This window comes from Amycolatopsis alkalitolerans (genome assembly GCF_006152065.1).
In the GTDB taxonomy this organism is placed as follows: domain Bacteria; phylum Actinomycetota; class Actinomycetes; order Mycobacteriales; family Pseudonocardiaceae; genus Amycolatopsis_E; species Amycolatopsis_E alkalitolerans.
The window spans coordinates 157,035-179,440 of record NZ_VDFW01000004.1 but is presented as its reverse complement, the minus strand read 5'-3'; the positions used below and the strand labels follow the sequence as shown (position 1 = coordinate 179,440).

Annotated in this window: 19 protein-coding genes and 1 pseudogene; 13 read left to right on the top strand and 7 right to left on the bottom strand. The window is 69.6% G+C overall.

What is annotated here, in order from left to right:
* Window positions 1-384 precede the first annotated feature (384 nt).
* Together FG385_RS06755 and mdlC are read left to right on the top strand one after the other, a co-directional pair.
* Complete coding sequence (locus tag FG385_RS06755; protein WP_139095739.1) at window positions 385-1,173, top strand: ABC transporter ATP-binding protein; 789 nt, start codon at window positions 385-387, stop codon at window positions 1,171-1,173.
* A complete protein-coding gene (gene mdlC / locus FG385_RS06750) occupies window positions 1,174-2,739 on the top strand; it encodes a benzoylformate decarboxylase (RefSeq protein ID WP_139095738.1) in 1,566 nt (521 codons plus the stop codon).
* 68 nt (window positions 2,740-2,807) lie between these two features.
* On the opposite strand, the gene FG385_RS06745 is transcribed toward mdlC, so the two are convergent.
* From FG385_RS06745 to FG385_RS06730, 4 genes are all read right to left on the bottom strand, one after another.
* Complete coding sequence (locus tag FG385_RS06745) at window positions 2,808-3,584, bottom strand: ABC transporter permease (RefSeq protein ID WP_139095737.1); 777 nt, start codon at window positions 3,582-3,584, stop codon at window positions 2,808-2,810.
* A complete protein-coding gene (locus FG385_RS06740; RefSeq protein ID WP_139095736.1) occupies window positions 3,581-4,345 on the bottom strand; it encodes an ABC transporter permease in 765 nt (254 codons plus the stop codon). The genes FG385_RS06745 and FG385_RS06740 overlap by 4 nt, the downstream gene beginning before the upstream one ends.
* Window positions 4,346-4,349: 4 nt before the next feature.
* Window positions 4,350-5,354 carry an ABC transporter substrate-binding protein gene (locus FG385_RS06735; RefSeq protein ID WP_160148738.1) on the bottom strand — a complete coding sequence of 335 codons (1,005 nt, stop codon included), beginning with the start codon at window positions 5,352-5,354 and terminating at the stop codon, window positions 4,350-4,352.
* A 427-nt stretch (window positions 5,355-5,781) separates the two neighbouring features.
* Window positions 5,782-8,274: a sensor histidine kinase gene (locus FG385_RS06730; RefSeq protein ID WP_139095734.1), complete on the bottom strand. Its 2,493-nt coding sequence runs from the start codon at window positions 8,272-8,274 to the stop codon at window positions 5,782-5,784.
* 197 nt (window positions 8,275-8,471) lie between these two features.
* On the opposite strand from FG385_RS06730, the gene FG385_RS06725 reads away from it, so the two are divergent.
* Window positions 8,472-9,428, top strand: coding sequence for an ABC transporter substrate-binding protein (locus tag FG385_RS06725; protein ID WP_139095733.1), 957 nt, complete (start codon window positions 8,472-8,474; stop codon window positions 9,426-9,428).
* Here FG385_RS06725 and FG385_RS06720 read toward each other — a convergent pair.
* Entirely contained in the window at window positions 9,425-10,039 is a 615-nt protein-coding gene (locus FG385_RS06720; RefSeq protein WP_139095732.1) for a TetR family transcriptional regulator, read from the bottom strand. The genes FG385_RS06725 and FG385_RS06720 overlap by 4 nt on opposite strands.
* 62 nt (window positions 10,040-10,101) lie before the next feature.
* On the opposite strand from FG385_RS06720, the pseudogene FG385_RS06715 reads away from it, so the two are divergent.
* From FG385_RS06715 to FG385_RS06695, 6 genes and pseudogenes are all read left to right on the top strand, one after another.
* Window positions 10,102-11,004: pseudogene (locus FG385_RS06715) on the top strand (FAD-dependent oxidoreductase); the annotation flags it as partial.
* A 175-nt stretch (window positions 11,005-11,179) separates the two neighbouring features.
* The gene (locus FG385_RS35415) at window positions 11,180-11,464 is read left to right on the top strand and encodes an aromatic-ring hydroxylase C-terminal domain-containing protein (RefSeq protein WP_327436818.1); all 285 of its coding nucleotides are present in this window, start codon (window positions 11,180-11,182) and stop codon (window positions 11,462-11,464) included.
* An 8-nt stretch (window positions 11,465-11,472) separates the two neighbouring features.
* Window positions 11,473-13,125 (top strand): DNA repair helicase XPB, encoded by a 1,653-nt coding sequence (locus tag FG385_RS06710; protein WP_139095731.1) that lies wholly within the window; start codon window positions 11,473-11,475, stop codon window positions 13,123-13,125.
* 107 nt (window positions 13,126-13,232) lie between these two features.
* Window positions 13,233-13,817 carry a DUF4175 domain-containing protein gene (locus tag FG385_RS06705; protein WP_139095730.1) on the top strand — a complete coding sequence of 195 codons (585 nt, stop codon included), beginning with the start codon at window positions 13,233-13,235 and terminating at the stop codon, window positions 13,815-13,817.
* Window positions 13,818-13,858: 41 nt separating this feature from the next.
* Entirely contained in the window at window positions 13,859-14,617 is a 759-nt protein-coding gene (locus FG385_RS06700) for a DUF4253 domain-containing protein (RefSeq protein WP_139095729.1), read from the top strand.
* Window positions 14,618-14,642: 25 nt separating this feature from the next.
* A complete protein-coding gene (locus tag FG385_RS06695) occupies window positions 14,643-15,440 on the top strand; it encodes a DUF72 domain-containing protein (protein WP_139095728.1) in 798 nt (265 codons plus the stop codon).
* A gap of 3 nt (window positions 15,441-15,443) precedes the next feature.
* Here FG385_RS06695 and FG385_RS06690 read toward each other — a convergent pair whose 3' ends face one another.
* Window positions 15,444-16,022, bottom strand: coding sequence for a type 1 glutamine amidotransferase domain-containing protein (locus FG385_RS06690; protein WP_139095727.1), 579 nt, complete (start codon window positions 16,020-16,022; stop codon window positions 15,444-15,446).
* 191 nt (window positions 16,023-16,213) lie between these two features.
* Between FG385_RS06690 and FG385_RS06685 the strand changes: the two genes are divergently transcribed.
* The 4 genes from FG385_RS06685 to FG385_RS06670 all read left to right on the top strand — a co-directional run bounded on the left by FG385_RS06685 (window position 16,214) and on the right by FG385_RS06670 (window position 19,935).
* The gene (locus FG385_RS06685; protein ID WP_235022420.1) at window positions 16,214-16,936 is read left to right on the top strand and encodes a helix-turn-helix domain-containing protein; all 723 of its coding nucleotides are present in this window, start codon (window positions 16,214-16,216) and stop codon (window positions 16,934-16,936) included.
* A 66-nt stretch (window positions 16,937-17,002) separates the two neighbouring features.
* Window positions 17,003-17,815, top strand: a complete 813-nt coding sequence (locus FG385_RS06680) for a MurR/RpiR family transcriptional regulator (RefSeq protein WP_139095725.1) — start codon at window positions 17,003-17,005, stop codon at window positions 17,813-17,815.
* Between the two features lie 11 nt (window positions 17,816-17,826).
* Window positions 17,827-18,963 carry a M20 family metallopeptidase gene (locus FG385_RS06675; protein ID WP_139095724.1) on the top strand — a complete coding sequence of 379 codons (1,137 nt, stop codon included), beginning with the start codon at window positions 17,827-17,829 and terminating at the stop codon, window positions 18,961-18,963.
* A gap of 21 nt (window positions 18,964-18,984) precedes the next feature.
* Window positions 18,985-19,935, top strand: a complete 951-nt coding sequence (locus tag FG385_RS06670; protein WP_139095723.1) for an o-succinylbenzoate synthase — start codon at window positions 18,985-18,987, stop codon at window positions 19,933-19,935.
* Window positions 19,936-20,001: 66 nt separating this feature from the next.
* Here FG385_RS06670 and FG385_RS06665 read toward each other — a convergent pair whose 3' ends face one another.
* Window positions 20,002-22,368, bottom strand: coding sequence for a xanthine dehydrogenase family protein molybdopterin-binding subunit (locus FG385_RS06665; RefSeq protein ID WP_139095722.1), 2,367 nt, complete (start codon window positions 22,366-22,368; stop codon window positions 20,002-20,004).
* Window positions 22,369-22,406 lie beyond the last annotated feature (38 nt).

The following is a 22,406-nucleotide window of genomic DNA, read 5'->3' as shown; positions in this document are numbered from 1 at the left end:
GAGGCCGAGCTTGGACCGCAGCTTCCAGTTTCGTAGGCTCAGCCGGGAGCCAGACGACGAGCGCGACGACGTCTGCTTCGCAGGAATTCCCGCTACCTCCGGGGTGTCTTCTCTCGGCACCGCTGTACCACCGTCATTCCCGCCAGCATTCGGTCAACCTCGTGTGTGCAGGTGCAGAGGGTAGCGAAGAGCCCGTGAAGATGTAACCCTTCCTGAGTAACGGGCTGTGAAGTAGCTCCGTAAAGTCCGCTGACCTGATAGAACTTCCCCGGGCTGAACTAGGTCTAAGCACTCTCAGTAGATCATTAGTGACACACCACCAGATCGAGTGATCTGTACCACTCGATCCCGGGACCTCCGGCGAAAGACGAGGAGACCTGCAAAGTGCCCACGATGCTCGAGGTGAGCGATCTCAACCACCGGTTCGGCACCGGGGAGAACGTGCATCTTGCGATCCGCGATCTGACGTTCACCGTCGAAACCGGCCAACTGGCGTGCATCGTCGGCCCGTCGGGCTGCGGCAAATCGACATTGCTGCGCTGTATCGGGGGCCTGCTCACGCCCAGTGAAGGCACCGTCAAGCTGCACGGCGACCAGGTTTCCGGGGTGCCCGAGGATCTGGCGGTGGTGTTCCAGGACTACAGCCGTTCGCTGTTCCCGTGGCTCACCGTCGCGGGCAACGTCGAGTTCCCGCTGCGGTCCCGGCGGCTGCCGCGCGCCGAGCGGCGCGCGCGGGTGCGGGAGGCGCTCGACTGGGTCGGACTCGGTGACACGCAACGGAAATTCCCGTGGCAGCTGTCCGGGGGCATGCAGCAGCGCGTATCGATCGCACGGGCGCTCGCGAGCCGGCCGGCGCTACTCCTGATGGACGAGCCGTTCGCCTCCGTCGACGCGCAGACCCGGTTCGAACTGGAGGACCTGCTGCGGCGGGTGCAGCGCGAGCAGGGCAGCACCGTTCTGCTCGTGACACACGACATCGACGAAAGCGTGTACCTCGCGGACCGCGTCCTCGTCCTGTCCTCCTCGCCCGCATCCATCGTCGCCGATCTGACGGTCGATCTCCCCGGGGAACGGGACCAGATCGCCACCCGCGAATCGGCCGAATTCGTGGCGCTGCGCGGCGAAGTAGCGCGATTGCTGCAGAAACGCGAAGTGGCGCAGGAGGCGAACTGAATGGCGCAGACCGTCCGGGACGCCGTCCGCGCGCTCATGCGGGACTGGAAACTCACCACGGTTTTCGGCAATCCCGGCAGTACCGAACTGGCCTTCCTGGCCGACTGGCCGGACGACTTCCGGTACGTGCTGGGGCTGCAGGAGTCCAGTGTGGTCGCGATGGCGGATGCCTTCGCGCAGCTGACCGGAAACGCGGCCGTGGTCAACCTGCATTCCGCCGGCGGCCTCGGGCATGGGCTGGGCAGCCTGGTCACGGCGTTCCACAACCGCGCGCCGGTGCTCGTCATCGCCGGTCAGCAAGCGCGTTCGCTGTTGCCGGGCGATCCCTTCCTCGGTGCGCTCGAGGCCGCGGAGTTTCCCAAGCCCTACGTGAAATGGAGCTGCCAGCCGGCCCGTGCCGAGGACGTCCCGGCCGCGTTCGCACGGGCGTACCTGCTGGCGACCCAGGCCCCGCGCGGACCGGTTTTCCTTTCCGTACCGGCGGATGACTGGGATGCGCCTGCCGTGCCGGTCCCGGCCAGGCCGCGGATCGCCGACCCCGCGCCGGATCAGGAAGCGCTTTCCGCCGTCGCGTCCGCTTTGGACGCGAGCACGCGGCCCGCGCTCGTCGTCGGTGCGGCGGTGGATGCCGACGACGCCGTCGAACTCGCGGTCGGTCTCGCCGAGAAGACCAACGCCGCGGTGTGGGCAGCGCCGTTCTCCGCGCGCAGCTCCTTCCCGGAGGATCACCCGCTGTTCTCCGGTTTCCTGCCGCCGAACCGAGGGGGCGTCGCCGCCGCCCTGGCCGGCTTCGACTGCGTGGTGGTGCTCGGCGCGCCCGCGTTCACCTACCACGTCGTCACCGAGAGCGGGCCCGAACTGCCTGAGGTGCACGTGCTGAGCGACGACCCGCACCTACTGGCGAGAGCGGCCGGCAACGGCGTGCTCGCCTCGCCGCGAGCCGGCATCGCCCGCCTCACCGAACTGGTGCGCGCGACCGGCCGGGCCGCCCCGGAGCCGCGGCGGCGACCGGCACGCGTTCCCGAACCCGTTGCCGGCGAACCGCTTTCGGGTGCGTTCGTGTACCAGACCCTGGCGGATCTCGTGCCCGCCAACGCACTCGTGGTCGAAGAGGCGCCGACGAACCGTCAGGACATGCAGGCGCATTTCCCGATCACCGCACGGGGGCGCGGTTATCTCACGATGTCCAGCGGCGTGCTGGGCTACGGTCTGCCGGCGGCGGTCGGCGCGGCGCTGGCCGAACCCGCGCGGCCGGTGGTCGCCGTCCTCGGCGACGGCGGCAGCATGTACGGCATCCAAGCACTGTGGACGGCCGCGCGGCAGCAGACCGCGGTGCTGTTCGTCATCCTCGACAACGGCGAGTACGCGGCCGTCCGCAGGCACGCGGTGCGCACCGGCGCCGGGAAAGTCCCCGGCATCGAGCTGGGGGGCCTCGAGTTCCGCGATCTGGCCCGCGGCATGGGCTGCGCCGCGCACGACGTGCGGACCCCGGCGCAGCTGCGCACCGGAGTCACCACCGCCCTCGCTTCAGCGGGCCCGACGCTGCTCCACGTACGCCTGTCCTAAGAAATGCCGTGAGGGACCCCCTCACGGCACATAAGGGCATGAGGGGGTCCCTCACGGCACGCGGCGGCTCAGGCCGACAGTTGTTCGGGGTGGAAACCGGGGTGCCAGGCCAGTGCCCTGCGCTCCACCGCCGACAGCAGCAGGTTGGACAGGTACCCGAGCACGCTCACCAGCACGATCCACACCCACATCTCGGGCAGCAGGAACCCGCCCTGCGCGTTGACCAGCTGGTAGCCGATCCCGCTGGCGACGCCGGTGAGCTCCGAGACGATCATCAGGATGATCGCGATGGACAGCGCGAGCCGCATCCCCGCGAACACCTTCGGCAGCGCCGCCGGCAGCACCACGCCGAGGACCCAGTGCGGCCTGCTGATCCGGAACGCTCTCGACGTGTCGAGCTTGATCTCGTCCACCGACCGCGCGCCGTCGATGGTGTTGAGCAGGATCGGCCAGATCGTGCCCCACAGGATCGTCACGATCTCCATCCGCGGCCCGATCCCGAACGCCACCAGGAACACCGGCACCAGCAGGGTCGCCGGCACCGAGCGGGCGAAGAAGAACATCGCCGACACGTAGTCGGTGATCACCGGCGACCGGCCGAGCGCGAGCCCCACCGGCACGCCAACCACCACCGCGATCAGCCAGCCCAGCGCCAGCCGGCCGAGGCTCGGCAGGAGATCACCGGTCAGCACGCCGGGGGTGAACACCGTCCCGGCCACCTCGGCGATCTTCAGCGGCGGCGGGAAATACGGGTTGCGCGCGCTGACCGTGACCCACTGCCACAGCAACAGAAACGCGATGAACACCAGCCAGCGCCGGATGAACGCACGCAGGCGGCCGCTCACACCGCACCTCCCGTCGCCGCCCAGCCGAGCCACCGCCGCTGCAGGCCCAGCAATCCAATGTTGACCAGGTAGCCGACGAGTCCGACGAAAATGGTGCCGGCAAGCACGATGTCCATCCGGAGCGCGGAGCTGCCCCAGAAATAGACGTACTGCCCGACGCCGATGCTGTTCCCGCTGAGGAACTCGGTGCTCACCAGCACGATCAGCCCCACCGCGGCGGACAGCCGGACGCCGGTCATCACGAACGGGGCGACGCTTGGCAGGATCACCGCGTACACCAGGCGGGTCCGCGGTGTGCGGAAGGCCCGCGCGGTGTCGAGCACCTGCCGGTCGATCTCGCCGAACGCGTACATCGTGTTGAACAGGATCGGCCAGACCGACGCGAAGGTGGCGAGCGCGATCTTCGTCTGCGCCCCGCTGCCCAGCAGCAGGACGACCAGCGGGATCAGCGCGACGGTCGGCAGCGGCCGGAGGAACTCGATCACCGGCCCGGTGAGCAGTCGCAGCGGCCGGAGACCGCCGAGCAGGATGCCCAGCGGAACCGCGATGACGGTGGCGAGCAGGATCGCGATGACCCACGACAGCAGCGTCGACGCGGCGTCGCCGAGGAACTTCGGGTCACCGAGCAGCCTGAAGAACTGGCCGAGGACGGTCGAGGGCGGCGGCAGCACCCCCGCCTTGATCACCCCCGAACGGCCGACCGCCTCCCACAGCGCGAGGAAGGCGGCCAGCCCGGTCAACCGGCGAAGAACGGTACGCACGGCTTCAGACTTGTGGGGTCGGTACGAGGTAGTCGCTCGCCTTGAGCTGCTCGGTCATGCCGCCGTAGTTCTGCAGCAGGGTGATCACGCGCTGGAGCTGCGTGGCGTTGTTCGCCGTCGGGAACGTGTCGATGTTCATCAGCGTCGCGGTGGCCTGGTCGACACCGGACAGCTCGGGCAGGATCTGGGACACCTTCGACCGGTCCGCCGCGTCCTTCTGCGCCGGGATCATCGCGCGCTGGAAGGCCGCGATCGTCTTGGGGTTGGCCGAGATGAACTGGGACGTCGCGATGTACCCGGTCTGCGGCAGGTTGGCGGTCGACCCGGTGATGAGCTTCAGCACCGGCTGCAGGCCCTGCTTCTGCTCCGAGGTGGTGAGGAACGGTTCGACCTCGACCCCCGCGTCCAGCTGCCCGCTCACGATGGCGGCCGGGATGTTGGGGAACGTGACCGGGAGGTACTTCGGCGAGTTCGGGTCGACGTCGTTGTCCTTGAGCGTCGCGCGCACGAGCATCTCGGCGAGCGACCGCGCGGCCTGGATACCGATCTTCTTCCCGGCCAGGTCCTTCGCGCTGGAAATGCCCGAGTCCGGCTTCGCGACGACCACGACGGAGTTCTCGTTCGCGGCGTTGCCGTCGACCACGATCTTCGCGTCGAGGGTCTTCTGCGCGATCGCCTGGTAGTACGAGACGTAGTTGACCACCGCGATGTCCAGCTCGCCCTTGATCAGCGCGGGCACGGCCTGCGGGCCCACGGTGAACGGCTTGATCGTCACGTCGAGGCCCTGGTCCTTGAAGTAGCCGTACTTCTCGGCGAGCTTGCTGCCCGCGCTGCCCTGGCTCTGCAGGATGCCGACGGTGATCTTGCTCTTTTCGAGCCCGCCGGAGGACGAGTTCGAGCCCGAGTCGCTCGAGCTGGAGCCGTTGAGGACGCTGCACCCGGCCAACGGCGCGGCCACGGTCGCGCCGAGAGCGAGCCGGAGGAACCGGCGGCGAGTGGCGCTACTCACATCTGTTGACATTAACGCTCCTGACGCGGCGTATCGACAGCTGGAAATTTGACTACGTCCCGTGATTCGGGAAGCATCCCATCCGCGTCACGAATGAGTGATTACCACACGGGGTTCGAGCCCGGGCGAAACCTATCGCAATACTGGTTACTGCAACAGTGCGATTTGATCATGATCTGGTATACGCCATAACCCGCGCCCTGCTAGCCACGGCGGGGCGAAAAGCCCGGCGACGCGTGGCCACCGGCCCTGATCTGCGGAGTAGGTCCAGACCACTTCGGGTAATTGGTCGGTCGCAAAACCGCTCACCCGAACGGGGGCTTGTCCACCTGGCGGAAAACAGCGAACAGCTTGGAATGGCTGCGACGTTCGGCCTATCCCCCGTACACCAGTCCACCGGCAAAATTTGCAATCGGCAAATTGGCGACTATTTGCCCGAAATGTCTTCTTCCCGGCGGGTGATGGCTCTGGCCTCGCGGGCCCGGTTGAAACCGTGCTGCAGCCGCGCCATCCGGCCACGCACGGAGTCCGGGTCCAACCGCAGCGTCGGCGAGTCGGCCGGCTCCGGTCTCGCGGCCGCGCTGCCGTTGAGCCGCTCGGCGATCGAACCGCCTGGCTCGTCGTTCTCGGGCCACTCGGGCTGTGGGGCCGGCGCAGCCCCCTCGCCACCCCGCACGGGCCAGTGCTCGCCCGTGTTGTGGAACCACTGGGACAGCACGGCCTGGTAGGCCGGCATCCGTTCGGTCGGCGCGTCGTCCTCGAGGTGGTACCGGTCCTGGTCGTCGTCGTCCTCCGACGGCCAGTCCGGCCCCGGCTCGCCCTCCACCGGCGCGCGATGGGACACATCAGCCGGCACGGACAGCGGCGAGTCGACCACGGGCACGGGTTGCGGCTCGGGCACCGGTACCGGTTCGGGTTCGGCGGCGGGGGCGGGCCTTGCCTGCTGCTCGACGGCGAGCGCGGCGGGCACGACGACGGTCGCCACGAGCCCGCCGCCGTCGGCCGAGCGCAGCCGCACCCCGATGGCATGCCGCCGGGCCAGGGTCGCGACGACGAACAGGCCCATCCGGCGCGACGCCTCGACGTCGACCTCGGGCGGGGTGGCCAGCCGCGCGTTCGCGCGCTGGATCTCGGGTTCGGGCATACCGGCGCCCGAGTCGGTGATGTGCACCTGCCACGCGCCGTCGTCGCCGATCGCGCTGACCACGGTCGCCGTGCTGTCCGCCGGCGAATACAGCGTCGCGTTCTCGAGCAACTCCGAGATCACGTGCACGAGATCGCTGGCGACCCCGCCGCGGATCGCCAGATCCGGTGTCGCGGTCAGCTCGATCCGCTGGTAGTGCTCCACTTCGGACAGCGCGGCGCCGATGATCTCCTCCGCCGGCACGGGTTCCGTCCGTCCCTCGTCGAGATCGTGCCCCGAGAGGACGAGCAGGTTCTCGCTGTTGCGGCGCATCCGGGTCGCGAGGTGGTCCAGTTCGAACAGCCCGCCGAGCGTGTCCGGATCCTGCTCGCCCGCCTCCATCCGGTCCAGTACGGACAGCTGGCGCTCGACGAGGTTCTGGCTGCGGCGCGAAAGGTTGACGAACATCGCGTTCACGTTCTCGCGCAGCAGGGCCTGCTCACCGGCCAGCCGGACGGCCTCGCCGTGCACCGCGTCGAACGCGCGCGCGACCTGGCCCAGCTCCTCCCGGCTGGACACCGGCACCGGATCGACGCCGCGCCGGCGTGCCGCCCCCTCGGGATGCGGGTCGGCGAGGATGTCCTGCACCGCGGCCGGCAGCCGGTGCTCGGCGACGTCCAGCGCGGTCCGGCGCAGCGCGCGCAGCGGGCGCAGCAGCGATCGGGCGATGATCACCGCGAGGACGGCGCACAGCACGAGCACCCCGAGCACGACGCCCGCGTTCGTGATCGCCGACCGGCGCGCGTCGGCGGCCATCGAGTCGATCTTGGTCTGGGTTTCCGACTGGAGCGCCTGCTGCACCTGGTAGGCGAGGTTGATCGTGTAGGTCGAGGCGGTGTCCCACTGCTGCGGGTCCAGGCTCGAGAGGTTCTGCCCCATCTCGGCGTGGGTGATCGCCGCCTCGACCATGTTGTTGGCGGTGTCGACGATCAGGCCGATCACGGTGTCGTCGTACATCCGCTGCTCCGCGGGAGTGGCGAACTTGCGGTAGTCATTGAGCGCGGCGGAAAGCTCGGCGTCGGCGCCGAGTAGGGCCCGCAACTCGTCGGTGGAGAGCCTCCCCTCCTGCAGGGCCTCGGCGAGCAGCGCGCGCTTGACCGACATCTCGTCCTTGACCCTGGCCAGCGCGCTCGCGGCGAGCCGCAGCCTGGCCACGTCAGGATCGGTCACTTCCGCGACCGCCTGGTCGGACAGGTCGAGCATCCCGGAGATCAGCTCGCTGTAGGAACGCAGGGTAGCGTCCGCGGGCAGGTTCGAATGTTCGGTCGCGAACCGCAGCCCGGTGAGCACGTTGGTCCGCGCGATGGTCGCCTGCAGTTCGGTGACGCCCTTCGGCGACAGCCGCGTGCGGTCGATGTCGAGTTGCTTGCCGACCGCCCCGATCGCGGCGTCGACCTTGGCCCGCTGATCACGCAGGTCGGTCAGATCGCCGCGGCGACCGCCGGCCACGAAGCGGACGCTCAGGTCGCGCTCGCGCTGCAACTGGTGGATGACGTCGTTGACGCCGGCGTCGACGCGCCCGTGCGCCGACAACTCGGCCAGCTCGTCGGCATGCACCAGGTCTTGCCGCACGTTCAACCCGGCCAGCGCGAGCACGGCCACGGCCGGGATGAGCAGGACGGCGATGAGCTTCGTGCGGAGCCGCCAGTTGCGGAGCCGCCACCGGCCGCCGGCCCGGATCTCAGGCCGCCGCTGTCGTGCGTCACCACCATCGGGACGCTTGCGCGGACGGGCCATCGCCTTCCTTCGTTAGCTGCCTTTGATGAACACGCACCGTTACCAGCCGGAAGCCACTAACCTACTAGCGAGGAACCAGTACGGTGCGCAGACCAAGCCGATATCTACTCTCGGTGCGATCCGTCCGGGATGGTATTGGCCCGGGATCCTAAGCTCCACCCACCACCGTGATTTCCTTCGCCCGGCAGGGGGGTCGAATGCGAAGAGTAGCGATCTTGCTGGTCGCAGGCCTCGGTCTGCTCACCGCGTGCAGCAATCCCCTCGGGAGCGGGCAGCCGGCACCGGCCGCGGGGCTGGAACGCACGGAGCTGCGGGTGGGCGTTGGGAACCCGATCGATACCGCGCCGCTGCGGATGGCCGTCGCCGACGGCTCGTTCACCCGGGCCGGGCTGCGCGTCGACCTCGTCGAGGAACCCACTCCCCACGCCGGGCTCGACGGTCTGGCGGCCGGCAAGCTGGATGTGGCGTTCGCCACTGACGTCGCCCTGTTCACCGCCGCGGCCCACGGCACCGCACTGCAACTTCAAGGTGAGGCTTACACCTCGGCGCCTTACACGATGGCGCTGGTGACGCTGCCGGGCTCGGACTACACGGATCTGGCGAGCAAGAAGGCCCCGAAGATCGTGGTAGCCGGGGAGAACGGTCTGGGCGCGCTCGCCGCGCGGTCGATGTTCGCGACCGCGGGCGGTGACCCCACGAAGATCAAGTTCCACACCCGCTCGTACGCGGACATGCCGGCCGCGCTGCGGGACGGCTCCGCCGACGCGGCGATGATGCCGGAGCCATACATCACGAGGGCGCAGCAGCAACTGGGCGCGCGAGTGCTGGCGGACTCCTCGCGCGGCGCGACGGCGAACTTCCCGGTCTCGGCCTACGCGGCCGGCGGACTGTTCGCGCGGGCCAACCAGCGCACGCTCGCCACCTTCCGCCGCGTGCTCGCCGACGCACAGCAGCGGGCGGCCGACCAGGCCCTGGTGCGGCAGGCACTGCCCAGCATCGGCGGCATCGACGCGACCACCGCGGCGCTGATCTCGCTGGGCCAGTACCCGACCTCGCTCAGCGGCGTACGGCTACAACGCGTGGCCGACCTCATGCACAGCACCGGTCTGCTCGCCAACCGCCTGGACGTCCCCTCCCTGCTCCCCCGCGCCTAGAGAACCGCTTCCAGGCCTTCGGCCAGCAGCTGGAAGCCCTGCTCGGCCTCGTCCACGGCGACCGGATAGGCCTCGTCGGCGGTCGAGCCCGCCGAGACACGGGCGTTGTTCGTCAAGGCGAGCCGCCAGCGCACGGCGGCGATCTGCGCCGCGGCGAGCGAAGCCACCAGCGGCGTCACCTCGACCTTCTCACGCAGGGCGTCCGCCAGCGCGCGCTCCCCGGATTCGTTGAACGCCAGCATCCGGTTCATCAGCGCGGGCGTCTCCCGCACCAGCCGGTACAACTCGAGCACCTCTTGCCGGTCGGACAGCCCGGTGATCGGGTCGCGATCGCGCAGGGCTTCGAGGAAATGCGCCCGTAGCGCGGCCAGCGGCCGTGCCTGCCCGCCGCGCACCACGCGCGCCGCCTCGGTTTCGTGGTCGGCGAACCGGTGCACGACCAGGTCCTCCTTGGCCGGGAAGTACGTGAACAGCGTCCGGCGCGAAACCTCTGCGGCCTCGGCGATCTGGGTGATCGACACCTCGGCGTACCCGTGCACGAAGAACAAGTCGATGGCGGTGTTCGAGATCGTCTCGCGGGTTCGCGACTTCTTCCGTTCGCGCAGGTTCACTTGCCCATGCTAACACCTGGTGCTACTTTGCACTCAGTCTACTTTTGTACTGAGGGGAGATCATGGACGTAGTCATCGTGGGAGCGGGCCCGACCGGGCTGACGCTGGCCCATGAACTGGCGCTGGCCGGGGTGCGCACGACCGTCGTCGAGCGGCTGGACGAGCGAATGGAGCAGACCAAGGGCGGCGCGATCCAGCCCCGCACCGCGGAGCTGCTGGACATGCGCGGGCTGCTCGACCCGATACTGGCCCGCGCCGTACCACGCGAAACCGAAGGTGGGCACTTCGCGCTGCTGCCGGTACCAGTGGACGCGAAGCCTTGGCGCACCAGGCATCTAAACCCCATTTCGATTCCACAGTGGATGGTCGAAGAGGAGCTGGAACGGGCTGCGGGAATCCAGGTGCTGCGCGGGCACGAAGTCACCGCCGTCGACCAGGACGAGGAGGGCGTCACCATCACCGCGGGTATGGCGAGCCTCCGCGCGCGCTACCTCGTCGCTTGCGACGGCGCGCACAGCACCGTCCGCAAGCTCCTCGGCATGCCGTTCCCGGGACGTGATGGCACGTACCGCGCGGTGCTCGCCGACATCCGGTTGTCGTCGGCGTCTGATCTGGTGCCGCGCGAGTCCGGGCATATCAGCTCGCTCGTCCGGGAGGCCGGCGAGTACTGGGGCATGCTCATGCCGATCGGCGGGGACAGATTCCGCTTCACTTTCGGGCCCGAACGCGAAGTCCAGACCGCGCTCACCGCAATCTACGGTGAGCAGACCCGCCTGGCCGAGGTACTGACGCACTCCCGTTTCGGTGACGCCACCCGGCAACTCGAGCATTACCGGCAGGGCCGCGTGTTCTTCGCCGGGGACGCCGCGCATATCCACCCACCGCTCGGCGGCCAGGGCCTCAACCTCGGCGTGCAGGACGCGATGAACCTCGGCTGGAAGCTCTCCGCGAAGATCGCCGGGCGGGTCGACATCCTGCACACCTACCACGACGAGCGGCATCCACCCGCTGCCCGCGTGCTTCACCACACCTCGGCGCAACGCGTGCTCGCCAATCCCGGCCCGAGCGGTGACGTGGCGGCGCTGCGCGACATTTTCACCGACCTCATGCGCCTCCGACACGAACCGGTACCTCGCCGGGATGATGTCCGGGCTCGACGCGCCCGGCCGGGTGCCCGACTTCGACCTGGTCACCGACGAGGGCCCGGTCCGGCTGGCCGAGTTGCTGCGCTCCGGTCGCGGCCTGCTCCTCGACCTGGGCGAGCACGAGTGGCCGTCAGGTTGGGCGGACCGAGTCGACGTCGTGCGCGCGAAAGCCGACGAGGACTACGAAGCGCTGCTACTCCGTCCGGACGGAGTCGTGTGCTGGTCCGGTGAAGGCCCCGTCACGCGGGCGCTGACCACGTGGTTCGGGCAGGCCGTATAAAGGAGGGCGTGACAGATGGCCCGTTGATCGTTCAGTCCGACAAGACCGTGCTGCTCGAGGTCGACCACGGGCAGGCCGAGGACGCCCGGATCGCGATCGCGCCGTTCGCCGAACTCGAGCGCGCGCCCGAGCACGTGCACACCTACCGCATCACCCCGCTGGCGCTGTGGAACGCGCGCGCCGCCGGGCACGATGCCGAGCAGGTCGTACACGCGCTGACCTCGCACTCGCGGTTCCCCGTGCCGCAGCCGCTGCTCATCGACATCGTCGACACGATGGGCCGGTTCGGCCGGCTGCAGATCGCCAACGACCCGGCGCACGGGCTGGTCATGACCACGACCGACCGGGCCGTGCTGGAGGAGGTGCTGCGCAACAAGAAGATCAGCCCGATGCTGGGCGCGCGCATCGACGACGACACGGTGCTGGTGCATCCGTCGGAGCGCGGCCGGCTCAAGCAGGCGCTGCTCAAGGTCGGCTGGCCGGCCGAGGACCTTGCCGGCTATGTCGATGGTGAGGCGCATCCGATCGCGCTCGACGAGCAGGGCTGGGCGCTCCGCGACTACCAGCGGCGGGCCGCGGACGCGTTCTGGGCGGGCGGCTCCGGCGTGGTCGTTCTTCCTTGCGGCGCGGGCAAGACGCTGGTCGGTGCGGCCGCGATGGCGCAGGCGCAGGCGACCACGCTGATCCTGGTCACCAACACCGTCGCCGGCCGGCAGTGGAAGCGCGAACTGGTCGCGCGTACCTCGCTGACCGAGGACGAGATCGGCGAGTACTCGGGGGAGAAGAAGGAGATCCGCCCGGTCACGATCGCGACCTACCAGGTCATCACCCGCAAGACGAAGGGCGAGTACCGGCATCTGGAACTGTTCGACACGCGAGACTGGGGCCTGGTGGTCTACGACGAGGTGCACCTGCTTCCCGCGCCGGTGTTCCGGATGACGGCGGACCTGCAGTCGCGCCGCCGCCTCGGGCTCACCGCGACGCTGGTGCGCGAGGACGGACGCGAGGGCGATGTGTTCTCGCTGATCGGGCCGAAGCGGTACGACGTGCCGTGGCGCGATATCGAGGCGCAGGGCTGGATAGCGCCCGCCGAATGCACCGAAGTGCGCGTGACGCTGACCGACAGCGAGCGGCTGAGCTACGCGACGGCCGAGGCGGAAGAGAAGTACAAGCTCGCTTCGACCGCGCACACCAAGAACGCGGTGATCAGGTCCATTTTGGACAAGCACCCCGGTGAGCCGGCGCTGGTCATCGGCGCGTACCTCGATCAGCTGGAGGAGCTGGGTGCCGCGCTGGAGGCGCCGGTGATCCAGGGCTCGACGAAGAACAAGGAACGCGAGGCCCTGTTCGACGCGTTCCGCCGTGGCGAACTCGGCCGGCTCGTGGTGTCGAAGGTCGCGAACTTCTCCATCGACCTGCCCGAGGCCTCGGTCGCGATCCAGGTGTCCGGCACGTTCGGCTCCCGGCAGGAAGAAGCCCAGCGGCTCGGCCGGCTCCTGCGCCCCAAAGGCGACGGGCGGCAGGCACATTTCTACTCGGTGGTCGCACGGGACACACTCGACGCGGAGTACGCGGCCCATCGCCAGCGTTTCCTGGCGGAGCAGGGGTACGCGTACACGATTCGCGACGCGGACGCCTTCCTGTCCGGCGAGCTCGGTTGACGACCGTTCCAGCTTGGTACGCGCCGCGGTGTGGGTGGCGGAACGCCGCTTCGAAAACAGCACCGCGGTCCACGCATGGGTCACGCCGGGCGTGCAATCCTGGGGGCGTGACCGAGCATCTGCGCCACCGGTTGCCCACGACAGCACTGGTGCCGCGGTACGTGACGGCGTTGATCGCCGCCTGTGTGGCGGGGGTGATCAGCGGGCTCGGCAGTGCCCATTTCCTCGGTTCGAACGGGTTCCAGCGCGCGGTCCCGGCCCTGCTGGTCGCGGTCGTCGTCGGGTTCGCGGTCCTGGCGGTCAGCGCGTTCCTCGTCGCCCGCCAGTCCGACCGCGAGACGATCGAGCGCATCGCACGGCATCTCTTGTGGGTGGTTTTCGTGGTCGGCGCGCTGCCCGGGCTGATCTGGTTCGCGCTCTGGCTCTCCGCCGGAAGCCCGCAGTCGCTGTACGGCGTAGCCGCCGTCGTACTGGCCGGGCTGCCCGTGCTCGTGGCCGCCCGCAGGTCTGCCGCACTACCGCTGACCACCGGTTTCTGCCTGCTCTTCGGGATCGCGGCCGTGCTGGCCTGGCACTGGCTGTTCCTCCTGCTGCCCATCTCCACGGCGGTCAGCGGCGGCTGGCTGCTGGTCCTGGCACTGCTCTGGTACGCCCGTCGGCGGCGGCCCGAAAATGTCGTACCCTCGAACTAGTGTTCGGACGCGTTGGCACCATCTAGTCGCGAGGGGAATCGATGACCACCGCCGCTTCATTCGAGACGCTGCCGGGCCTGCACCTGCCCGCGGGCCACTGGCACGGCCCGATCTGGCTGTCCGACGAGCCGTTGACCGAGCCCGGCCAATACCGGGACTGCATCGATGCGTTCGAGCGCACCGGCCTGTGGCCCGTGCTCGTCCCGCACGACGAACGGTTCGCGGCCACCGGGGAGGACTGGGTGGACGACCGCCGACGGCTGGGCCCGGCGGTGCACCGGATCGAAACGGTCGACGTCGGCCAGACGCTCGCCCGCTGGTGGGATCCGTTCTGCTGCGCCGGCGGCACCGGCTGCCTCCGCCCGTACGGGGCGAACTTCCCCGGTCTGGCAAGAAAATCGCAGCTGAGGGTGGATCCGCTCGCGGAGGCGGGCAACACCGGCTCGATTCTCGCGCGCCGCGGCATGTACCGGCTCGGCCTGGTCGCCGTCGAGCGGCCGGCGGACGTCCCGGCCACGCTCGGCTGGACCGGCATGATCAAGTCCACCGACCAGGTCGCGGCCGTGTCGGCGGTGCTGCGCAGCTGGGAGGACCGGTTCGGCGCGACGCTCGTCGTGCTGGGCTTCGACGAGCTGGAGCTTTCGGTCGCCGCGCCGCCACGGCTGCAGGGACGCGCGCTCGTGGTCGCGGCCGAGCACAGGGCGTTCTCGGTGCGGAGTTTCTCGGGCCAGCCGGGCAACCTGCGCGAGTACGCGGCAAGTCTGGTACACAAGCGCCATTGGCGGTTCTCATGGGACTGAGGAGGGTGCGATCGGTGAGCTGAGGATCGGCACTTCGGGCTGGCGGTACCCGGCGTGGCGGGGCACCTTCTACCCGCGCGGCCTCGCGCAACGGCGTGAGCTGGAGTACCTCTCGGCCCGGATGAACACGGCCGAGATCAACGGCTCGTTCTACTCGCTGCAGCGGCCCGAGCGGTACCGGGCGTGGTCCGCGCAGACGCCGGAGGGCTTCGTGTTCGCGGTCAAGGGCGGCCGGTTCATCACGCATATGAAGCGGCTGGTCGGCGTCGAAGTGCCGCTGGCGAACTTCTTCGCGAGCGGCGTGCTGGCGCTGGGGCACAAGCTGGGCCCGATCCTGTGGCAGCTGCCGCCGACGCTCGCGTTCGAGCCGGGGCGGCTCGCCAACTTCTTCGCGCTGCTCCCACGAACCACGCGCGCCGCCGCCGAACTCGCGAAGAAGCACGACGACAAGGTCAAGGGCGAACCGCATACGGATGCCGGCCCCGACCGGCCGCTGCGGTACGCCCTGGAGGTCCGCCACCCCAGCTTCCAGACCGCGGAGTTCCCCGAGCTGTTGCGAGACAACGGGATCGCGTCCGTCGTCTCCGATTCCGCCAGCACCTGGCTTACTTTGGAGGAAGTCACGGCTGATTTCGTCTACGTCCGCCTGCACGGCGCGGAGGAGCTGTACGCGAGCGGGTACAGCGATGTGGCCCTGCGGTCGTGGGCCGGGAAGATCCGCGCCTGGCAGGCGGGCCGTCGCGACGCCTACGTCTACTTCGACAACGACGCCGAGGTGCGAGCACCGCACGACGCCATCGCGCTGGCGGCGCTCATGGCGTGAGCTTCAGGCGCTCGTCGCCTGCTCGCGATGCTTACCCTCCGCGAACTCCTCGACCAGTTTCCCGCAGAACGCGGGCAGGTCGTCAGGTTTGCGGCTGGTCACGAAACCGTTGTCCACCACCACTTCCTCGTCGACCCAGTCCGCACCCGCGTTGCGCAGATCCGTCCGCAAGCTCGGCCAGGAGGTCATCCGCCGGCCACGCACCACGTCCGCCTCGACCAGGGTCCACGACGCGTGGCAGATCGCCGCGACGGGCTTGTGCTGCGCGAAGAACGTGCCGGCGAAGCGCACCGCGTACGCGTTCATGCGCAGGAAGTCGGGGTTGGCCACGCCGCCCGGCAGCACGAGAGCGTCGAAATCGTCCGCCGAGACGTCGGTGACCACATGGTCGACCGGGAACGTGTCCCCCCTGTCGAGATGGTTGAAAGCCTGGATCTTGCCGCCGCTGGTGGAAATCAGCGCCGGCCGCCCGCCCGCCTCCTGCACCGCCCGCCACGGCTCGGTCAGTTCGACCTGCTCGGCCCCCTCAGGCGCCACCATGAACGCGACGCGCTTCCCGGCGAGTTCGTTCGCCACGACGATTCTCCTTTCCTTGCCTCAGGCGCCGGCGGGCTTGACCGCGCTCAGCGCCGCTGATCGCTTGATGCGCGGTGCCGGTTCGCCCTTTCATGTCGACGAAACAGGCATATACCCGCCGGCCCGGACGCACGAAACATGGCGGTAGCATGTTCGGCAGACGCACATCCCGTGGTGCGGTGGAAGGGTCCTCGACGATGTCGGACACCCCAGCCGCGGGCCGCGGCCCGCATTTCGTCCAGTCGGTGGCGCGCGCGTTCGCCGTTCTCCGCGCTTTCGACGCCGCCCATCCGTCGCTGGCTCCCAGGGAGGTAGCCAGGAAGACCGGCCTCGATGGGGCAACGGCGCGGCGCATGTTGTCGACCCTGGCCGACCTGGGCTACGTCCGCGGTGACGGCGGGGCGTACCGGCTCACCCCGCGCACACTCGAACTCGGTTGCGCCTACCTGTCCACCCTCGCGCTGCCTCACCTGGCACAGCCGCATCTGCAGTCACTCGCCCACGCACTCGGCGCGACGGCGTCGCTCGCGGTCCTCGACGGCGACGACGTGTTCCAACTGGCCGTGCTCCCAGGCTTCCGCCGTGACGCGACCACGGTCGGCACGCGGTTCAACGCGTGGGAAAGCGCGTCAGGGTTCGTCCTGCTCGCCGGAGTTCCCGATGACGAGTTCGAGCGACGGCTGCGGGCCCATCCCGACCAGACGGACCTGCGTGACGACCTGAAACACGTACGGGCCCGTGGCTGGGCGTTACTCGGAGGCGCTGTCGCCGCGCCCGTGCGCAACCGGCAGGGCAAGGTCGTCGCAGCGATCGAGGTGTTCGTGCGCCCCGACCTGACCCCCGGCATCGCCGTGCACGAGGACGTGCCCGAACTCGTACGGACCGCCCACGCCATCGAAACCGACCTCGCCAGGCACTGAGCACTTGCAATTCGAAAGATCGATTGCGACCATCGACTTCACTGCAATCGATCTTACGGAGCGGGCGTGCTGGCCGAACGGATCCGCGAACGGGCGGACGACCTGTCGAAAACCGACCGGCTCATCGCGGAGTACCTGCTCCACCACCGCGACGAAGTCCCGTTCCTGCGCGCGGCCGAAATCGCCGAACGCCTCTCCGTGAGCGCCGCGAGTATCACGCGCTTCGCGCAACGGCTCGGCTTCGACGGCTATCCACGCCTGCAGGACGAGGTCCGCCACGAGCTGCGCACCGCGCTCGCGCCACCTGCCCTCCCCGCGCAGGGCGAAGGCCGCTTCGCTTTGCTGTGGGAGCGCGAGTTGCGGAACCTCGAACAGCTGCGTGGCCTGCCCGAAGATCTGCTCGACGGCGCCGCCCGCATGATCGCCGAAGCTCGCACTATCTGGGTCGTCGGCGGCCGCGCTTCGCAGCCGCCGGCCGAGATGCTCGCCTACTCGCTCAACCGCGTCCGCGATCGCGTCCGAAAGCTCGGCCCCACCGCCCTGCACGAGCCGGAAGCACTGCTCGACGTCCGCGCCGGTGACCTGCTGGTGGCGCTCACCTTCCGGCGCTACAGCGCGAGCACCGCCGAAATCGGACGGCTGTTCGCCGCCCGGGACGTACCGATCCTGCTGATCACCGACGACGGCAGCCCTTCGCTTGCTGCACACGCGAAGCTCGTCCTGCGGGTCTCGCTCAACGCTCCCGGGGCATGGGCATCGATGACCGCGGTCAGCAGCCTGTCCCTCGCGCTCACGCTCGGCGCCGTCGGCTATTGCGGCAGCGATCGCCTCGAAGAGGGCGAGCGACTCGGTCGCGCATTGCACGCCTTCGAAGACTAAAGGAGACGGATATGAAAGCGTTGCTGGACTGGGTAACCGGGCATCGGGGCGACATGCTCGCGGACCTGCGGGCGTACGTCGAGCTCGAATCTCCCAGCAGTGACAAGGATTCCCTGAACTCCACATTGGCGTGGCTGGGTTCCTGGCTCGACGAGCGGCTCGGCGAGCCCCAGCGGCTCCACCGGGTCGACGGCGGTGCGCGGGGCGACATCGAGGTGCGCGACTACCCGGGTCGCGGCGAGAAGCCGGTCCTGGTGCTGTGTCACTACGACACGGTCTGGCCGCTGGGCACGCTCGCCGAAATCCCGTTCCGGATCGACGGCGATCGTGGCACCGGGCCAGGCATCTTCGACATGAAATCCGGTCTCGTGCATGCCGTATGGGCACTGAAAGCGCTTTCCGCGGCGGGGCTCGAACGCCCGCCGATCCGCTTGCTGCTCACCGGCGACGAGGAAACGGGCAGCATGTCCTCGCGTCCGGTGATCGAGGCGGAGGCGGCGGGCGCGGCGGCGGCGCTGGTACTCGAGGCGAGCGCGGACGGCGCGATCAAGACCGCCCGCAAGGGCGTCGGCATCTTCCGCGTCGACGCGACCGGCATCGAGGCGCACGCCGGTCTCGACCCGGAAAAGGGATGCAGCGCGATCGACGAGATCGCGCGCGTCGTGCTGTACCTGCACGCACTGTCCGACCTCGGCAAGGGCACCACGGTGAACGTCGGCTTGCTCGAAGGCGGGACAGGCACGAACGTGGCCGCCGGCAAGGCGAGCGCCCAGCTTGACGTCCGGGTCGCGAGCCAGGAGGAGGCCGAGCGGATCGACCGCGCGCTGGCGGACCTGCGCCCGCACGACCCGCGCGCGACGCTCACCGTGTCCGGCGGCTGGAACCGGCCGGTGATGGAGCGCACGGAGACCACAGCCGGCCTCTACGAACGCGCTCGCGTGCTCGCCGCCGAAGTGGGCCTCGACCTGCGCGAGTGTTCGGTCGGCGGCGCGAGCGACGGCAATTTCGTCGCCGCGCTCGGGATTCCCGTGCTCGACGGGTTCGGCGCGGTCGGCGATGGCGCGCACGCGCGGCACGAGCACATCAGTGTCACCGGCATGCTCGAACGCACCGCGCTCGCCGCGGCTGTGCTGCACGCGCTGAGCTGAACGGCTGCGACAATGGGCGCCATGCGCCTCGTGTACGCCATCCCCCTGCACAACCGGTTCCGCGGCATCACCGTCCGGGAGGGTGTGCTGCTGCGGGGGCCGGCGGGGTGGGGCGAATTCTGCCCGTTCGCCGACTACTCGGACGCGGAAAGCTCCCCGTGGCTGGCCTCGGCGGTGGAGGCGAGCGAAGTCGGCTGGCCGGCGCCGGTGCGCGACCGGGTCGAGGTGAACACCACGGTTCCGGTCGTCTCGCCGGAGCGGGCGCACGAACTGGTGGTCGCCTCGGGCTGCCGCACCGCGAAGGTCAAGGTGGCCGATCCCCGTTCGTCCCTTGTGGACGATTGCGATCGGGTCGCCGCGGTCCGCTCGGCGCTCGGTCGGGGTGGTGCGATCCGGGTGGACGCGAACATGGCCTGGGACGTCGATACCGCGGTGAAGTCGATCCGCGAACTGGACCGGGCCGCCGGCGGGCTGGAGTACGTCGAGCAACCCTGCCCGTCCATCGAGGACCTCGCCGCCGTCCGGCGGCAGGTCGGGGTGCGCATCGCCGCGGACGAGTCGATCCGGCGGGCCGAGGATCCGTTGAAAGTGGCCGTCGCCGGCGCTGCGGACGTCGCGGTGATCAAGGTCGCGCCCCTCGGCGGTGTGCGGAGGGCGCTCGAGGTGGCCGAGGCATGCGGGCTGCCTTGCGTGGTCTCGTCCGCGGTGGAGACGAGTGTCGGCCTGGCGGCGGGGCTCGCACTCGCCGGGGCGCTGCCTTCGCTGGAGTTCGCGTGCGGGCTTGGGACACGATCCTTGCTGACCGGGGATGTCACCAGCGCGGAGCTGTCCCCTGCGGACGGTTACCTGCCGGTGCCGAGGACTGCGCCGGAGCCGGACCTGGCCGAGAATGTGGCGGCGCCTGCCGACGTGCGGGACCACTGGCTCGCACGACTCGAACGGGTCGAAGCGAGCCGGCGGATGTCGAGCTGACCGTTCTGAATGTCGAGTTCGGCGTCTTGAACGTCGAACTTGGCGTCTCGAACGTAGATCTCGGGGTTAGGCGACGGCTTCGTCGGCGTCCTCGGACTTGGCGCTTTCGCGGATCGGGAGGGTGTCGAAGGCCGCGGGGGGCTCGCGCCAGGGGTCGGTCGGTTCGCCTGACCGGGCGGCCTGGATCGCCTGCCATACCCGCTGCGGGGTGGCCGGGATGTCGATATGCCGCACGCCGAGATGCCGCACCGCGTCGATCACCGCGTTCTGCACCGCGGGCGTCGAACCGACCGTCGCGGATTCGCCGATTCCCTTGGCGCCCAACGGGTTCCGTGGCGAGAGAGTCTCCGTGTTGGACGCTTCGAGATCGGGCACGTCGGCCGCGGAAGGAACCAGGTAGTCGGCGAACGAGGCCGTCACCGGGTTGCCGTCCTCGTCGAAGAGGACCTGCTCCCACAGCGCCTGCGAGATCCCCTGCACCGCGCCGCCCTGCTGCTGTCCTCGCACGAGCAGCGGGTTCAGCACGCGGCCGCAGTCGTCCACCGCCACGTGGCGCAACGGCTTCACATACCCCGTCTCGGTGTCGACTTCGACGACGGAAACGTGCGCGCCGAACGGGAAGGTCGCCCCGGCCGGTTTGAAGTCCGTGGACTCGGCGAGCGGCGTGCCCTCCTCCTGTGCGACCGAAGCCAGCTCCGCCCACGTCATCGTCGCCGTCGGAACACCTTGGACGCCAAGGGTTCCGTCCTCGGTCAGCACGATGTCGTCGACCGCGGCCTCCAGTTTGGACGCGGCCAGTTCTTTCGCCCGCCGCAACACGAGTTCCGCCGCCTCGTGCACGGCACTGCCGCCCAACTGCAGCGAACGCGAGCCACCGGTCCCGCCACCGCGCGGCACCTCGGCGGTGTCCGACTGCAGGAACCGCACCCGCTCCAGCGGGATGCCCAGCGCGTCCGCGACGAGCATCGAGAACGCCGTCGGATGCCCCTGGCCGTGCCCGGAGGTGCCGACCTTGATCCGCGCGCCGCCGTCGGTGTCGATCTCGACCGCCGCGAACTCGCCCGCGCCGCCCCCGGTGATCTCCACATAGGCCGACATCCCGATGCCCAGCAGCGCGCTCTCCCCGGCTTCGATCCGCCGCGCCTGCTCGGCCCGCAGGTCCTCGTACCCGGCGATCCGCAGCGCCTCGCGCAGCGGGAGGTCGTAGTCACCGGTGTCGTAGCTCGCGCCGGTCAGCGTCGTGTACGGGAACTGGTCCGGCTTCAGGAAGTTACGCCGGCGCAGTTCGGCCGGATCGATGTCCAGTTCGGCCGCGGCCAGGTCCACCAGCCGCTCCAGCATCGCGGCCGCCTCCGGGCGCCCGGCACCGCGGAAGGCGCCCATCGGCGTGGTGTTCGTCAGCGCGGCGATGCCCGCGTAGCTGAGCTTCGGGATGTCGTAGACACCCTGCACCATGGTGCGCGTCGGCCCGAGCGCGAGCCCGCCGCCGAAGCCCGCGTACGCACCGGTGTCACCGATGACGCGGGCGCGCAGGCCGACGATGGTGCCGTCGGAGCGCAGGCCGAGTTCGCCGAACTGCACCTGACCTCGGCCGTGCGGCATCGCCTGCAGGTTCTCGGAACGGGTTTCGGTCCACCGCACGGGCCGTCCGAGCCGCCGGCACGCCTCGATGACCACCGCGTGCTCGGCGATGATCCCCGCCTTGCCGCCGAACCCGCCACCCACATGCGGGGTCACCACGTGGACCCGGTCGGTCTCCCAGCCGAACACCTTCGACACGGCCGCGCGGAACCCGTGCGGCATCTGGGTCGAGACGTACACCGTCGCGTCGTAGTCGCCATCACCGGGAAGGGCCGCGATCGCGTTGCCCTCCATCGGGGCGACGGCAAGACGCTGGTTCTCGATCCGAGCGCGCACCACCACGTCGGCCCCGGCCAGCACTTCGTCGTCCGCGTCGCGGGCTCCGGTCGCGATGTTGGAGCCCAGCTCCGGGAACTGAGTGGGCGCATCGGGGTCAAGCGCCTGCTCCGGGTCGATGACCGCGGGCAGCGGCTCGTAGTCGACGTCCACCAGTTCGAGCGCGTCCGCCGCGGCGACCGCCGACTCGGCCACGACCGCAGCCACGGGCTCACCGACGAACCGCACCCGGTCGGACGCCAGCGGATACCGCACGCACTGCGCGTTGACTTCGAGGAACGCCGGCAACGACGGCAGCCCGAGATCCTCGGCCGTGTAGACGGCGACGGCCCCGGAGGCCTTCGCGGCCTCCGTGGTGTCGATCGCGGTGATCAGCGCGTGCGCGAACGGGGAGCGCACGAACGCCACGTGCAGCGCGCCCTCGAACTGGAGATTGCCCACATAGCTGCCCTGACCGCGAAGCAGCTCCGGATCTTCGACACGGCGGACCTCGGTACCCAGCAGTGAACCCGGCATGGCACCGACTCTATAGCGGAGATCGCGTACTGCCCACG